We start from the raw sequence: 14863 nt of genomic DNA on the forward strand, positions 1-14863 counted from the left end.
TCAAACAAATGAAAAACGATGTGAACGCCGCGCAAGACCTGGTTCCGCGGCTGTGGCAGGGGCCGTCGGACGGCCGGGCGCTGTCCTTCGACTTTCCTCAGCTGAAGATCGGCATTGCGGAGTACGAAGAGGGGCCGACCGGTTGCACGGTCCTTCATGTCGAAGGCGGTGCCGACTGCGAGGTCGATGTGCGCGGTGGCGCACCGGGCCTTCTTGGCGGCTATCCGCGCGTGGATGCGATCAGCCTTGCGGGCGGTTCCCTGTACGGGCTGGAAGCGGCCACGGGGGTGGCATCGCACATGTTGGCCGAGCGCGATGGCGCCGTGGGGTGGGGAAAGATCGCGCTGGTGTCCGGCGCCATCATCTACGACTTCGGCGGACGCACCAATTCGATTTATCCGGACAAGGCGCTCGGCGCAGCCGCCTACAGGTCGGCGCAGGCAGGAACATTTCCGCTGGGCGCGCGTGGCGCGGGACGCTCGGCTGCGGTGGGCAAGTTCGCAGCCTATCCGGACTACGAGCGAGAAGCCGGCGGCCAGGGCGCCGCGTTCGCGATGGTCGGCGGAACGCGCGTGTTCGTGGCCACCGTAGTCAACGCGTTGGGCGTGATCGTCGACCGTCAAGGCCGGGTGGTGCGCGGCCTGCGTCACCGGCGTACGGGCGTGCGTCATCACCCGCGCGAGGTGCTGGTGCCCACCGCCTCGGCCACAGCCGAAGCGCCCGTCACACCGGGGAACACCGTCGCCACGACGGAGAACACCACGCTCACTGTCCTCGTGACCGACCAGCCCATGCCGCCGCTGTTCCTGCGGCAACTTGGCAGGCAAGTGCATTCGTCGATGGCCCGCGCCATCCAGCCGTTTCACACACCGCACGACGGCGACATCCTCTTCGCGCTCTCCACGGGAACAGGCACTGCGTCGGTCGATCCTTTCGTGCTGGCCGAAGCGGCGTCGGACTTGGCGTGGGATGCGGTCCTTCAAGCGGTGGACTTGTGATCGCTGCGAATCTCACCCGACTTCGACCTCTCCGAACCCCATTGCGCAACCGACTCCGAGGACACCATGAATCGTGAAGCTCCCCTCCGCTTGCTTCTGGCTTGCTTCAAGCACGAAACGAACACCTTCTCTCCCGCGCCAACGCCGCTGCGGCGATTCTTCCGCGACAGCGACACGCCGCTCGTTGGCGACGCCGCAGCGACAGCGCGGCGAGGTACGGGGACAGGAATGGGCGGCTTCCTTGAAGTCACCGACCGCGAGGGCTGCGAGATCACCATCGCCGTGGTCGCCGAGGCGAGCCCGAGTGGGTTGGTCGAAACCGAGGCTTACGAGCGGATCGTGGGGCTGATCCTTGACGCTGCCCGCGGCAAGGTCTTCGACGGGATATTGCTCGATCTGCATGGGGCGATGGTCACGGCCGAACATGAAGACGGCGAAGGGGAGCTCTTGCGCCGGCTGCGCGAACTGCAGCCGACAGTTCCGATCGGTGCGGCATTCGATATGCACGGCAATCTCTATCCCGAGATGGTCGCACGCCTGACTGTTCTCAGCGGGTATCACACCTATCCGCACATCGACATGGCTGCCGCAGGTCAACGGGCCGCAGAACTGCTGGTGCGCACAATCCGTGGAGAAATCCATCCCGTCCTCGCATGGGACAACCGGCCGATGCTGCCGCACGTCATGCGCCAGGGCACGCATGCGGAGCCCAATCGGTCGCTGCAAGCGCGTTGCATCGAACTCGAGCAGTCCGGGACCGTGCTCGCCGCCTCCGTGTTTACCGGGTTCCCCCATGCAGACATCCGCAACGCCGGCCTCTCGGCCGTGGTGTGCACGGATGCGAACGCAGAACAGGCCAGGCAAATGCGCGATGCGCTGCTGGACCAGGCATGGGAAAACCGTTCGGCCTTCCTGTACGAGGGGCAGCCGCTGGCGGAGTCGGTGGCGCGAGCGAAGTCTTCGACGGGGCGACCAGTCGTCCTTCTCGATCACTGCGACAACAGCGCATCGGGGGGCACCATGGACACCACGGGTGTGCTTGCCGAGGTACTGCGCCAGGACCTTCAGGACGCGGTGTTCTATGCCATCCGCGATCCGCAGGCGGTGGAGCGGGCGATCGCCGCCGGCGTCGGAAACGAACTCACGCTTTCTCTCGGCGGCCTGAGCGAGCTGAAGGCCACCGGCGACGTCAATGCGCCGATCACTGTTTCAGCGCGCGTGCGCACCATCAGCGATGGCGCGTTCCGGCTGCGAGGTCCCATGATGGCTGGTGTGGCTGTCATTGCGGGAAAGACCGTCGTGCTTCAAGTCGGAGGCGTTCGAGTCGTTGTGACTTCCCTGGCGACTGAGCCACACGATCTCGCGTACTTGATGTCGCTCGGCATCGACCTTGATCGCGTCAGATACCTGATCTTGAAGAGCCGGGTGCATTGGCGGGCCGGCTTCGGCAGCCTGGCACAAGACGTCATCGAATGCGACAGCATCGGCGTGACGACGTCGGACTATTCGAAGCTGCGCTTCGAACGCGTGCGGCGTCCGATCTATCCGCTCGACGAACTCTAAGAGCCCATCGGCGCACTCCTGGCAGCCCGATGGGTCGGCCGCACCCGCAAGCTGAAGCGGCCTCCGTCATCCCGATGCGCATCGCTCGATCTCGTCGCGGCGCGGGCTCGAAAACCGATCAAGGAATCAAACATGCACGTCCTCTTCTCGAAACATTCGTCAGCGCGCGCAAGGCTCCAGGTTGCAGCGGCCAGCGTGGCAATGCTGGCTGCTTGCGGCGGCGGCTCCGACAACCATGGTGTTTTGCCCGTGCTGTTTCCCGGCGCTCCGGCTGCACAGCCGGACAGTCCTCCCCCCACGCCGGTCGTAACGGTTCAGAAAGCGTGCGGAAATCTGAACGGCCAAACCGTTGCAGGCGCGTCGCTCACCGCCGTCATGATCCCCGCGACAAAAACCATGGCGATGCATTGCAGGGTCAGCGGGACGATCCCTCCTGCCCTGAACTTTCAGATCGCGCTGCCGGAGGTGTGGAACGGCAAGCTTTACTACCAAGGCGGAGGCGGCTACAACGGCACCATCTTGCCGTTGCAGCCCCAGGTCCTGAGCCAGGGCTACGCCATGGTCGCGAGTGATTCGGGACACCAAGCCAATGCATTGAGCGCCGACTTCGCCTTGACCGACACCTTTGCCGCCCAGTTGTTCGGCAGCCTCTCCGTGCCCACTGTGATGTCGACGACCACCGAAGCGCTAACACTGGCCTATGGAGCGCAACCGACGAAGTCGTACTTCGAAGGTTGCTCGAACGGCGGACGAGAAGCATTGATGGCGGTGCAACGGTCACCGAACCTTTTCGATGGCGTCATCGCGCGCGCCCCCGCCTACAACTGGGTCGGGTTCATGGGCGCGTTCAATCGGAATGCCAGGGCACTGGCGGCACCTGGAGGCACATTCACCGCCGCGAAGACTGCGCTTCTGAGCAAACATGTGCGAGACGCCTGCGATGGACTCGATGGGATCGTCGACGGGGTCGTGTCGAACCAGGCCGCATGCACGCCGGCGCTCATCAACGTGGCCGCATTGCGCTGCGCTGGCGGCACCGACTCCGGGGACAGCTGCCTGTCGGACGCACAGCTTGACGTGGTGACGTCGTGGACCACCGAAGCGACATTCACGGGCAGTGCCACCTTCCGTAACGCGGGCTGGAACCTGACAGGGAACGAGGACAACCCCGGTGCATGGCGCGCGTGGGTCACGGGCGACGGCAATCTCGCCGGCGCGCAGCAGTTTCTTTTTCAGGATACGACGGTCAAGAACTATCTTGCCCGCGATAGATCCACCAATTCACTGACCTACGCGCCTTGGGATCAGAACCAGAATGCGCTCTATGCCATGGCAGCGCTCAATGACGCGACCAACGCTGACATACGTCCGTTTCTCAACAGCGGCGGCAAGCTGATCCTGTGGCACGGCGGAAGTGATTCCGCCCTCAGCGTGAAATCGACCGCCGAGTACTACGCAACCTTGCGGGCCTCGGTAGGCGCCGCAGCCACCGAAGCATCCACGCGCTTCTACGTCGCGCCAGGAGTGAACCACTGCAGCGGTGGCCCGGGGGCAGACTCGTCGGACCTGCTGGCAGCCCTCGACCAATGGGTGACACGAAGCGCAGCACCTTCGACATTGCTTGCTGAGAAACGCGACACAGAAGGAACGGTTGTCTTTGTTCGGCCTCTATGCCAGTACCCGAAATATCCGCGATACACGGGGCCCGTCAACGATGCAGCAGGGCCAAAGTCGGCCGCTAGCTACATCTGCACCTCCTAGGCAACCCGCAGATTTGAACAGCACACTAAATTTCCCGGCGAGCCCAGCTGCGCTGGTTTATCGCGAGAACACGAGCCTTCGAGCGGCCGCGTTGCACCGTGGGGCATGAAGCTGAAAGTACCTTTCCGGGTGTCGAGCATCAGCCTCATCGCGGCATCGAAGGTTTCGATCTCAAAGTCGGAAATACGCTGCAAAACGGACATCCGCCAGGGCGCCAGTGAAAGTCGGAAGAGGGCCCGTTGCGTCGTTCAGGTCCTCGACGAGCAGCCGTTCAACATGCGCAAGTTGAAGGACCGGTTTTGGGAAGAGCGTCGGACGGCTATGCGCCCGAAGCGGCTGTATGTCTTTCTCCGAAGCGGCCCTTCGGAATCTGACCCGGCCGCGTCCATCTGCGTCAGATTAGTGCGATAGATGTGCAACAACATCCGGAACGCGAGAACGCAGTGAGCGCTCTGCTCTCAGTACAAATGAACCGGGTAGCCGCCGCCGTCGGTGTTGCCCGGGTTGGGTTCTGCAGGCTGCGAGACCGCCAGCGTGCCGCCGTCGGCCGAAAGCGCCAGGGAGACGGCGAACCCGACACTGCCAGCGCTCGCGTCCGGGCCCTCCAGGCGGGCCTGTTGGGCCCAAGCCCCGCTCGTGCGCGTGTACATGTACGCCGCACCTGGGAGACTGAAGGTCAAGGACCCGGCGCGTGCGCAGTTCTCCCCGACGGCCATCGTGGCGCCATCCGCCGACAGGGCCACGCCGCCCAGGCCGAAGCACTGTTCGGCACTCGTGGCCGGGGGCTTGACATAGCCCTGCTGAACCCAGCTGCCATCTGTTCGGCTGTACACATACACCGTGCCAGCCAGACGCACGCTGGTGTTCCCCTGGTTGCCATCGATGCCGGTGGCGCTGCTGAACTCGAAGGGTGCCGCGACCGCCAGCATGGTGCCGTCAGCCGAGAGGGCAACACTCACGCCAAAAACCGCGCTGGCAGGGTTGGACGCCTTCACATAAGCCCGCTGAGCCCAGGTGCCGTTCGTGCGGGCGTACACGTACACCGCACCAGCGGGGGGCGTGCTGTTGTCCGGGTCTGCGTACCCGCCGGCCTTGACGCCCGAGGTGCCGCCGTCCTCGAACGGGGCCCCGACCGCCAGCGTGGCGCCATCGGGGGAGAGCGCCACGCTCATTCCGAAGTTGTCCCCTGCATGGGTGTTCGAGGCCTTCACGTAGGCCTGCTGGACCCACGTGCCGTTGCGGTGGGCGTACAGGTACACCGCGCCTGCGTAGGGCGCGCTGTTGTTGAACTGGTCGCCGTCAATGCCGGTCGCGCCGCTCGCTTCATAGAGCGCCCCGACCGCCAGCGTCGCGCCATCGGCAGAGAACGCCACGCTGTTGCCGAAGCGGCTGCCCGCCGTCCTCGCGCCTTTCACATAGGCCTGCTGGGCCCAAGCGCCATCCCGACGGGTATAGACGTACACCGCGCCGGTGTCGGTCGCGCTGTTGTCCGCTTGGCCGACATCGATGCCGTAGGCGCTACTGTCCTCGGCGGGCGCACCGACCGCCAGCGTCGCGCCATCTGCCGACAGGGCCACGCTGGCGCCGAATTGGTCGCCGGCTTCCGTGTTCGAGGCTTTCACATAGGCCTGCTGGACCCAGGCGCCGTTCGTGCGGGTGTACACGTACACCGCGCCGGACCTCTGTGCGCTGTCGTTGGACTGGTCGCCGCCAATGCCGGTGGCGTTGCTGTCCTCTTGGAGCGCGCCGACGGCGAGCGTGGTGCCATCGGCCGACAAGGCCATGCTGGTGCCGAATTGATCGTAGACGCCGGCGTTGGACGCCTTGACGTGGCCGATGGCCTTGACCGGCTCGGGCACGAGCGCGGGGGAGGCCGGCCCGCAGCCCGACGCGTTGCACGCCCGCACGGTGTAGCTGGCGTTCAGGCGCAGGTGCAGCGCCACGGTGTACTGCAGCGCGGTCACGCCCACGTTGGCGCCGACCTGGCGGGCATCCGCCGCACCGGCGCCGTCGGGGTCTTCCTGCAGTTGGTAGTGGCTTGCCCCTGCCACCGGGCTCCAGCTGAAGTCGTAGCGCTGGGCCGCATAGGCCACGGCCAGGTCGGCCGGCGCGTTGGCCGGCACGGGCACCGCCACGCCCTGGCAGCTCACGGCGATGTCGCTCACCGGCGCATCGGCCCGGCCCTGATCGTTGACCACCGCGCACAGCTGGCCCGCCGGTTGGGCGAAGACAGTGACCTGGTAGCGCGCGCCGCTGGCCACCGGCGTGGCGAAGCGGAAGGCGCCGTCGGCCGCGATGGCCAGGTCGTCGCCCGCGTTGTTCTGCAGCACGAGGCCGGGTGCCGCCAAGCCGCTGACCGTGCCGCCGACGGCATAGGTTGCAGTGGGCGGTGCTGTCGGCGCTGTCGGTGCAGTGCCTGCAGCCGAAGGAGGTACGACCCCGATGGCTGAACCGTGATCGTCCCCACCGCCGCAGCCGGCGAGCAGCGTCGCCGTCAGCAGCACGGCCGAGGCCGCCGCCGAGCACCGACCTTGCCGGAAGGTCCAGAGGCGGCGTGAGCAATGGGTGGAAAGGGTGGACGCTGCCAGCGCCTCGTTCCAGATACTGGACAGCGCAAGGCGGTGAAGAGAAGAAAGGGACGAGCGCATGGGGGCCTTGATGGATGCAGACCGGCACGATCCTAGGCACGCTGTGGTGGGAGCGCATTGGACTAAAGTCCCATGCCTGCCGCCGTTTTTGCCCGCTCGCCAATAGTGAAGCCTTACCTGGGGATGCTCGCCCGCTCAAGAATTTCCTTGGCTCTCGAGAAAGCGTCGGCTTTGAAGCACTGCCGAGGTCGACTCAGGGCCCAAAAGAGACGTCCCCGATCCTCGATGGCAGACACCCGAAAGACGTTGTCACGGCCTACTCAGGCTGCTTTCTTAACCAGGATCCTTCGAGCGATCTCATCGACCCCTTCGTCACTTTCACCAGGGCTCGGGTCCGAGGCCATGCGCAAAAGATACGGCTCGACGGCCACTGCGAGCCTGGGTGATGGAGCAACAAGTTTGTCGAGCACCCAATACTTCCAGACGTGATCTTCGGACTCGAAGATCATCCGCAGATGAGGTGCCAGCGGTTCACCGATGCTAGCCAGAAAGGGAATCAAGACGTTTGCGACAGGCCAGTTGATGTCTTGCACCCAAGCGATTAACTCAGGAAGAAGCGCGTCGACGGCCGGATAGCCTAGAGCGACGATCGCTTCTGCCCTCGGCAGGTCGTGCTTGTCGACTGGCAAAAGGTGCGCAATTTCAGGCAATGAGTACTCCCGCATGTTCAACGGCCACTACTGACCAAATTCAGCCCGGCGCGGCGAGCGGCAGCTTGTGGCCGACTTTAGCCGGTCGTGCCGCCGTCGTGAACGGGCCCGTACCGGCTGTACAAATTTCTCTGAAGCGGGCGTTCATCCTCGGGTCCGATGCCGGCGTCGTAAGACGTTTGCAAGAGCAGTAGCCCGCCGCTGCAAAATGGCTTTCTCAAGGAAACCGGAAATCGCGATGAATCAAGCAACCTTCGGCAAGGCAATTCCCATCCTCGCTTCACTCGATATGAAGCGCACTCTCGATTTCTACCGAAACGTGCTTGGTTTTCGGACGGAGCACTTTGAGGGATTTTCCTATGGCATGGCGGTGCGCGGCGACACGGAGCTGCACTTCTGGGCCTGCAATGACAAGCACATCGCCGAAAACACCTCGTGCTACATCCGCGTGAAGGACGTCGGGGATGTGCATCGGGAACTCAGTCCAAGGCTCCCCTCGCTGCAGGCCGTGGTCCGCACGGCATGGGGCATGGATGAACTCTATGTCATCGACCCGGACGGCAACCTCATTAAGTTCGGGCAGGAGTCGTCGGCGCAGTAGCGCATAGCACCGGCTGAATAGCGTCGGAGGTCAGATCGGGTGTCTGCCAAGAACAGCCGGTCCTGGCCGACTGTAGCCGGTTGCGACCGCCGGAGCTTCGGTCGCTAAACCGTCGTTGGCGATGATTCAACGCGCTCGTAAGTGACGGCCTCGTCACCAAACTTCAATTCGAGCGCGATGCGAATCAGCGCAGGATAAGCGAACCAGTACTGACGGCGAAGGGCATTGCTCACAAACTGATCACCCAGTTCTGCGCGGTAGTAACGTTCATGCCATGCATCAAGCGGCTCATTGTCGATTCGCAGGAGTCGCTTTCGATGATGAGTCATGAGCGCCAAAAACTGGCCTCGTGTCTTGATGTTGAATCTCGCGAGTTCAGGCAAGAGTTCTTCAAACGATGCCTCTACGTAGTCGTTCTTCTTCGGAAAAATCTTCCTCATCAAAGACTGGAGGAGAGTTGGAGTCAGCGACTCGGCGGCGCGGAGTTTTCGTGCAGAAATCGGCATCCCTATCCGTCAATCCTTTGCGTTGGGCCAGCGTTTTATGGTCTTGTAGTGCTCGGTGGGCGGGCACCTCTTGATGGGTCTGCCACAGGGTCGAAAAGCCTCTCTTGGCCGGGTTCTGCTGGAGCGGTGAACGGCTGGTTATGGCCGATTCTGTTGAAAAACTCGAGTGGTGCTCTCTTGGGCACATTTGCAGGAGTGGTTAAACCATTCCCTGGGCCGCGATCGTCGATCCTGGATCGATCTGAGAGGTCGATTTTCGCCACGGTGCAGTGGTGAACGCAGCGACCGAGTTTTTCAACAGAATCGGCCGACTGTAGCCGGTCGCATCGCCGTCACTAATGGGCTAAAACCCACCCTCGATACCGTCTTGAACGGCGCCATCACCAGGATGCAGACATGGACTCCTCGTTGGCAAATCGGATCGCCAAGATCCGCTCTGAACTTGACCGGCTGAGGGCGGCGGACCTGAAGACCACCATCATCGACCTCGGGGATCGCGAGGTGGTCGGATACCGGTGCAGGATTCACGGTGCAGCCGTGCATCGCTACGCGCTAGCCGCGCCCGTGAATCCCGACGAGCTCGCTGCATTCGAGCGCCAGCTCGGCACCCGTCTGCCATTGGAACACCGCGAATGGCTGACTTTGGTGAGCGACGGCGGCGCCGGTCCCATGCTCGGCGTGTTTCCACTGGCCAAGGAGGCCGAAAACGCTGCGATCGACTACGCTGCCGATTTCCCGTTCACCGCCGAGAACCCCTGCGCGGCTGTCCCCGAGGGCGCGGATGCAGAGCGGTTGCGGAACATCGCTCGAATTTACCGCGGCATGACCTTCCTCGCGAACGAAGGGCATGGCATGTTCAACCTCCAGATTCTTCGAGGTGCCGCCTCCGAGCAGGTCTGGTGGTACAGCCACGAGCATGCCTGCCCGGCGCCGATTCTTCACGCCGAAACCCGCAAGCCGTTGAGCTTTCTGGACTGGTACGAACTATGGCTGGCGCGCGCACTCGATCCGGACCGCGACCAGGTGGGAAGCTTCTGAGAGTGTGTCTGACTGTCTGCTCTCGGGAGACGGGTTCTAGCCGGATTGTGCCGGTGACGGCGACTTTCTGAGTTCAGGCTCTCAAGATCGCGCACCTTTCGCCTTAGTAAAACGGTTATCTTCTTCTCACAAATCGAGGAGGAGATCAGATGCCAGATTCAGTGTTTCTGCACGGAGTCGCCCTTGCAAACTACCGGGGGGTGGGTGATCGCGTCGTGCGAATCGGGGCGTTCCAGAGGTTTAACTTCTTTGTTGGACCGAACAACTCGGGAAAATCGACGGTCCTTAACTTCATCGCGCGCCATCTGACCTCATATGTTGCGTCACCGCCATGGGGTTCGAGAGCGGCCCCCGTTGAGTTGAGTGCTTTAGACAAGAACATGAGCACAAACTCTCAGGTACTCATGGGCATCGGCCTCCCGATCTCCAAAGCACTTGACGGGTTCGACTCTTTGTTTGACGCGACCGTTAGCGGTCACCACCGCAAGGTGTACTTCGACGCCATCAAACAGATATTTCACTTCATTGAAGATGATGGCTTCCTTTGGTTTCAACGTACCCCCGAAGCTTCCAAGCCACTAGCGCCGATTCCGACGAACCGGTGGCCGGCCCCCGATACCATAGTGCGTGCAGGGAACGCCAACATTCAAGCACTCTGGAACAAGCTGACGGGTGCCAGCGGCGGTGGCCCATCCGATTGGGTCGGGCAGTCTATCAATCGTCTGCTCGGCGCGATCGACATATCTCTTCCAGCTATTGCGCTGATTCCGGCGATTCGGCAGATCTCCGAAAAGGGGCAGGAATTTTCGGATTGGTCTGGCAAAGGATTGATTGAGGAGCTGGCCAGGCACCAGAATCCCGACTATTCCGAGCGCTCGAAAAGCGCAAAGTTTGAAGCTGTGAATAGCTTTTTGAGAGTCGTGATCGACAACTCATCGGCGAGGATCGAGATCCCATATGACCGTCAACACATTTTGGTTCACATGGACGACAAGGTTCTTCCCCTTCAATCCTTGGGGACTGGAATCCACGAAGTCATCATGCTGGCGGCGTTCTGCACACTCCTGGAGAACCAGATTGTGTGCATCGAGGAACCAGAAATTCATCTGCACCCTCTGCTACAGCGAAGGCTGATGCAATATCTCGCAGATCACACATCGAATCAGTACTTCATTGCAACGCACTCGGCGAGCATCATTGATGCGACCGAGGCGGCGGTCTTTCACGTATCGGACAGGACAGGAACAACACATATCGAACTTGCGCTGACCTCTGCGTCGAAATTCGAGATATGCCGCGATCTTGGCTACCGAGCGTCGGACATTCTGCAGACGAACTGCATCGTGTGGGTCGAGGGGCCTTCGGATCGCATCTACCTGAATCATTGGATTGCTGCGATTGATGCGTCACTTCATGAGGGGACGGACTACTCGATCATGTTTTATGGTGGGCGCTTGCTCAGTCATCTGACAGCCGCGGATGGTGACGGGGCGCACGAGGGAGATCGAGACGTTGAGGCGCTCATCGAAGTACGTCAGTTGAACCGGCATCTGTGTGTGATCATTGATAGCGACCGAGTGCGCCGTGAGGCACCGATCAACGCGACCAAGCAAAGGGTGATCGCGGAACTAGGCCAGTATGGAGGAATCGGCTGGGTTACGGACGGCCGAGAGATTGAGAATTACATCGGAAAAGATGCAATGACGCTGGCGCTGAGAGAGGTCTACGGAGCTCGATTCGGACGTCGGCTGCGAAGCGGTCAGTTTGAGCACGTATTGCCATTCGTAAAGGCCGATGGATTGACGCTCAAGGATGTCGACAAGGTTGCGGTAGCGAGGGCTGTCTGCCGCCATCCAGCCAACCTGGATGTACTCGATCTTCGAACGCGGATCGAAGCCGTTGTGGGGTTGATCAGGACATCACGCGAATAGAGTTCATGTCGCCGTGTTTCCGAACGCCATCGACGCGGCTTTGACGTTGCCCTATCAGGCAGTGGGTCGGGTGCCGCAGCCGGCTAGGTCTGCTGCAGCCGGCGGCTGCGTTGGCGGTCCAGTTCGCCCAGTGAAGTCTTGGCCAGGACCACCGCGATATCCGGTCAGAATGGGAGCCTATGCCTATGCAGCCCCTGTTCGACGCAATCGCTTCAATGTCCGCGCCGGTGGATGCGCAGCGCATCTTCCACGGCCGCGGTGGGCTTCATCCCGAGTGCGCTCACTTGTCGCTCGACTTTTTCCCGCCGGTTTGGGTGTTGACCAGCTTCAAGCCTGCGACCGACGGCGAACTGGCTGCAATTGGCGCCGCACTGGAGCGTCGCTGGTCACAGTTGGCACCAGGGGAAACGCTGCAATGGGTGTTTCAGTGCCGGCATGAAGGCCGGAGCAGCACACAACTTATGGGCGGTTCGGTGCCCGACCCGCATTGGGTCACCGAGGAGGGCGCTCGCTATCGCGTTAACGTGGGCCGGGGCCAGAACCACGGGCTGTTTCTCGACATGGCCGAAGGACGGCGCTGGGTTCGTGCGTTTGTGAAGGCGCGCCCAGACGCCCGGTCGCGCGTCAAGGTGCTCAACCTGTTTGCTTACACCTGCGCGTTTTCGGTGGTCGCATTGCAGGCCTAGGTGCAGCATGTTCCTACCGTTTTCGGTGCGTTCTCAGCCGCCGATAAGGGGGCATTGACGTGCCTTTGGTTATCGTCGGTTAGGTCCGCGGCGTTCGGCTTCGGGCTCCGGTGCTGGCAGTCCACTGCTCTAGAGAGTCAATGTGCGAATGAGCATTAGCATGGCGCCGCGGCGTTGATATCTACGAGCGGATGGGTGCACCCGGGCGACTCGAAGCTCTCATTCCGGCAGACAAACGTAAGGGGTTTGATCGCAATGTGATGTGCGAACTAGTTTTCCGATCCGCGCATCACATGCGCATGCCGATCCTACGAGTGCGGCCTTTCCGATTTTTCTCTGGCGATCAATCTCAGGACGAACGACTGGAACGCGCGCTCCAGACGTTCGGGCGTGTGACTTGATTCTCAAAGCCCGCCGGGACGGGCATGCTGGAAGGCCCGTTGCTGCAATGCAGAAGGTTTCGGCTACGGAAACGTGGCGTGTCCTGATCGCATGACTGCCGAAGTCGAATTTGGCGCAAGACTTGATCTGCAGGTTCTCGAGATGAGACCTGCAAGCGTTTTGCTCCAACCTTTTTCTTTGGAACCTCCATGAAACTCGCGAAAGCCATGAAGATCGTATCGGTCCCTGTTCTGACCCTCCTGGTCGCAGCCGGCGCCCACGCAGAGGCGTACGACGGTGTGCACAAAGCCTTCTCCACCAAGACGCGCGATGAGGTGAATGCCGAAGCCGTGCGCACCGCCACGGCGCCGGACCAGAACGTGGTTCGCGGTTCTCGCGGTCCCGAGACCATGGCTGTTTCGACGGCGCGTTCTCTCGTTGAAGCCGAGGCTGTTCACTACAACCTGCGGCCCGACCAGAATGTCGGCTCCGGCTCTCGTGTGAACAGCAAAGTTATTTCGACGATGCCGCACCCGGCCGATCTGCGCGCCAAGGCCAATTGAGCAACGACTGCTTCACGCTCCGCGTGCGGTAAGAAAAAACGGTCGGCAGGAGCGCCCAGAGTTGCGGGTGACCATCGCACACATGCCCGCCAAGGGTGGACACCTGATGACAACTTCCCTTACTCCTGACGCCGCCAGAGCCTCGGAGCCAGCCCCTTTGCCCACCAAGGTCATCTCGGGCGTCCCCAACCCTTTGTTGCACGCGCCGCTGCTGCCGCTGTTGATTCGCCTCGCGGTGCCCACGGTGGCCGTGATGCTCATGCAGACGGTACTGAGCGTGGCAGAAACCTACTTCGTGAGCGGGCTGGGTGTCGACGCTATCGCAGCGGCCTCGCTGGTCGTGCCTGTCATGCTGCTGATGACCATGGTCTCCAACGGCGGCGTCGGAGGCGGGGTTTCTTCGGCGGTTGCGCGCGCTCTCGGCGGAGGGCGGCAAGACGAAGCCGAAAGTCTCGTGTGGCACAGCGTCGTGATCGCGATCATCGCAGGCGGACTGTTCGCCTTGGCTGCGATCGCCGCGGGTCCGATGCTCTACCGCGAACTGGGTGGAACAGGCGCGTCCTTGCAGCAGGCGATTCGATACTCGAACATTCTCTTTGGCGGCGCGGTCCTGTTCTGGATTCCGACGTTGCTGCAGTCAGCCTTGCGAGGTGCGGGCAACGTCAGAACTCCAGCACTGATCATGCTCGGCGGCGTTGGCGTCGGGCTCATTATTTCTCCTGTCCTGATCCTGGGTTGGCTGGGGTTTCCGCGGATGGGCGTCGCCGGTGCGGGCGTGGCGCAGGTGCTATGCAGTGCAGGCTCGCTCATGGCGATCGTTGCCTCCATGCGATCCGCGGGCTCGAGGCTTCGACTTCGTCGGCACCCGCTACGGCGTGATCACTTTGGTGCCATCCTTGGCGTTGGTTTGCTGTCGACCCTCAACGCGGCGATGACGACGCTTTCAATTGCCGCGATCACTGCGGCTGCAGGCACCTTCAACGTGTCGACGATCGCGGGCTACGGTATCGCGTCTCGACTGGAAATGTTGCTGGTTCCCGTGATGTTCGGCTTCGGCACCGCCGCCGTCACCGTAGTCGGAACCTGCATTGGCGCCGGCGATGTGGTGCGTGCGCGGCGCGCTGCGCTGGTGAACGCATTGTTCGTCGCTGGCTTGCTCGAAGTACTGGGCCTCGGCGTGGCATTCTTTCCTGGACTCTGGATGTCTCACTTCGCGAGCGCCCCCGACGTATTGGCCGTCGGGGGCCAGTACCTGAGGGTGATGGGCCCGGTGTTCGGCTTCATTGCCGTCGCGTTGTCGCTGTATTTCGCGGGGCAGGGCGCGCGGCGCGTCGGCTGGCCGCTCGCGGCCGGTGTCTTGCGCTTCGTGTGCGCGCTGTCCGCAGCGGCGCTGGTGTTCGCGGGGAGGCTCAGCCTCGAGTCTGCCTTCCTGCTGGTGGCTGGGGGCGCCATCGTCGGCGCCGCAGTGACGGTGTGGGGCTTCGCCCGGGTAGATTGGGGAAGACGCTAGAGTCACACGCGCAGTGCTGCGGCCCTC

Annotated in this window: 11 protein-coding genes and 1 pseudogene; 9 read left to right on the plus strand and 3 right to left on the minus strand. The window is 62.3% G+C overall.

Annotation, left to right across the window (positions count from 1 at the left end; genetic code table 11):
• Positions 1 to 8: 8 nt before the first annotated feature.
• The 3 genes from IG196_RS08655 to IG196_RS08665 all read left to right on the plus strand — a co-directional run bounded on the left by IG196_RS08655 (position 9) and on the right by IG196_RS08665 (position 4322).
• Entirely contained in the window at positions 9 to 998 is a 990-nt protein-coding gene (locus IG196_RS08655) for a P1 family peptidase (protein WP_101492458.1), read from the plus strand.
• A gap of 66 nt (positions 999 to 1064) precedes the next feature.
• Positions 1065 to 2561, plus strand: coding sequence for a M81 family metallopeptidase (locus tag IG196_RS08660; protein ID WP_192195812.1), 1497 nt, complete (start codon positions 1065 to 1067; stop codon positions 2559 to 2561).
• Between the two features lie 132 nt (positions 2562 to 2693).
• Positions 2694 to 4322 (plus strand): tannase/feruloyl esterase family alpha/beta hydrolase, encoded by a 1629-nt coding sequence (locus IG196_RS08665; RefSeq protein WP_225616981.1) that lies wholly within the window; start codon positions 2694 to 2696, stop codon positions 4320 to 4322.
• Positions 4323 to 4780: 458 nt separating this feature from the next.
• Here the strand turns inward: IG196_RS08665 and IG196_RS08670 are convergent, their stop codons facing one another.
• Positions 4781 to 6970 carry an FG-GAP repeat protein gene (locus tag IG196_RS08670; protein WP_192195813.1) on the minus strand — a complete coding sequence of 730 codons (2190 nt, stop codon included), beginning with the start codon at positions 6968 to 6970 and terminating at the stop codon, positions 4781 to 4783.
• Between the two features lie 260 nt (positions 6971 to 7230).
• Positions 7231 to 7620 carry a DUF5071 domain-containing protein gene (locus IG196_RS08675; protein WP_192195814.1) on the minus strand — a complete coding sequence of 130 codons (390 nt, stop codon included), beginning with the start codon at positions 7618 to 7620 and terminating at the stop codon, positions 7231 to 7233.
• A gap of 238 nt (positions 7621 to 7858) precedes the next feature.
• Between IG196_RS08675 and IG196_RS08680 the strand changes: the two genes are divergently transcribed.
• Complete coding sequence (locus IG196_RS08680) at positions 7859 to 8221, plus strand: bleomycin resistance protein (protein WP_192195815.1); 363 nt, start codon at positions 7859 to 7861, stop codon at positions 8219 to 8221.
• Between the two features lie 104 nt (positions 8222 to 8325).
• On the opposite strand, the gene IG196_RS08685 is transcribed toward IG196_RS08680, so the two are convergent.
• Complete coding sequence (locus IG196_RS08685) at positions 8326 to 8727, minus strand: hypothetical protein (protein ID WP_192195816.1); 402 nt, start codon at positions 8725 to 8727, stop codon at positions 8326 to 8328.
• Positions 8728 to 9123: 396 nt separating this feature from the next.
• Here IG196_RS08685 and IG196_RS08690 point away from each other — a divergent pair, with 396 nt between their 5' ends.
• The 5 genes and pseudogenes from IG196_RS08690 to IG196_RS08710 all read left to right on the plus strand — a co-directional run bounded on the left by IG196_RS08690 (position 9124) and on the right by IG196_RS08710 (position 14836).
• Entirely contained in the window at positions 9124 to 9765 is a 642-nt protein-coding gene (locus IG196_RS08690; RefSeq protein WP_192195817.1) for an SMI1/KNR4 family protein, read from the plus strand.
• A gap of 149 nt (positions 9766 to 9914) precedes the next feature.
• Positions 9915 to 11696 (plus strand): AAA family ATPase, encoded by a 1782-nt coding sequence (locus IG196_RS08695; protein WP_192195818.1) that lies wholly within the window; start codon positions 9915 to 9917, stop codon positions 11694 to 11696.
• Positions 11697 to 11881: 185 nt separating this feature from the next.
• Positions 11882 to 12379 (plus strand): annotated as a pseudogene (locus IG196_RS08700) (class I SAM-dependent methyltransferase); the annotation flags it as partial.
• A gap of 593 nt (positions 12380 to 12972) precedes the next feature.
• Positions 12973 to 13326 carry a DUF4148 domain-containing protein gene (locus tag IG196_RS08705; RefSeq protein WP_192195820.1) on the plus strand — a complete coding sequence of 118 codons (354 nt, stop codon included), beginning with the start codon at positions 12973 to 12975 and terminating at the stop codon, positions 13324 to 13326.
• Between the two features lie 157 nt (positions 13327 to 13483).
• Positions 13484 to 14836, plus strand: coding sequence for an MATE family efflux transporter (locus IG196_RS08710; RefSeq protein ID WP_192195821.1), 1353 nt, complete (start codon positions 13484 to 13486; stop codon positions 14834 to 14836).
• Positions 14837 to 14863 lie beyond the last annotated feature (27 nt).

The organism is Variovorax sp. 38R (assembly GCF_014843395.1).
GTDB classification, from domain to species: Bacteria; Pseudomonadota; Gammaproteobacteria; order Burkholderiales; family Burkholderiaceae_C; genus Variovorax; species Variovorax paradoxus_H.

What these genes read in the sequence shown, in the direction of transcription:
- IG196_RS08680 (WP_192195815.1), top strand. Translation starts at nt 7,859, where the DNA reads ATGAATCAAGCAACCTTCGGCAAGGCAATTCCCATCCTCGCTTCACTC.
- IG196_RS08660 (WP_192195812.1), top strand. Translation starts at nt 1,065, where the DNA reads ATGAATCGTGAAGCTCCCCTCCGCTTGCTTCTGGCTTGCTTCAAGCAC.
- IG196_RS08685 (WP_192195816.1), bottom strand. Translation starts at nt 8,727, where the DNA reads ATGCCGATTTCTGCACGAAAACTCCGCGCCGCCGAGTCGCTGACTCCA.
- IG196_RS08655 (WP_101492458.1), top strand. Translation starts at nt 9, where the DNA reads ATGAAAAACGATGTGAACGCCGCGCAAGACCTGGTTCCGCGGCTGTGG.
- IG196_RS08665 (WP_225616981.1), top strand. Translation starts at nt 2,694, where the DNA reads ATGCACGTCCTCTTCTCGAAACATTCGTCAGCGCGCGCAAGGCTCCAG.
- IG196_RS08695 (WP_192195818.1), top strand. Translation starts at nt 9,915, where the DNA reads ATGCCAGATTCAGTGTTTCTGCACGGAGTCGCCCTTGCAAACTACCGG.
- IG196_RS08670 (WP_192195813.1), bottom strand. Translation starts at nt 6,970, where the DNA reads ATGCGCTCGTCCCTTTCTTCTCTTCACCGCCTTGCGCTGTCCAGTATC.
- IG196_RS08705 (WP_192195820.1), top strand. Translation starts at nt 12,973, where the DNA reads ATGAAACTCGCGAAAGCCATGAAGATCGTATCGGTCCCTGTTCTGACC.
- IG196_RS08690 (WP_192195817.1), top strand. Translation starts at nt 9,124, where the DNA reads ATGGACTCCTCGTTGGCAAATCGGATCGCCAAGATCCGCTCTGAACTT.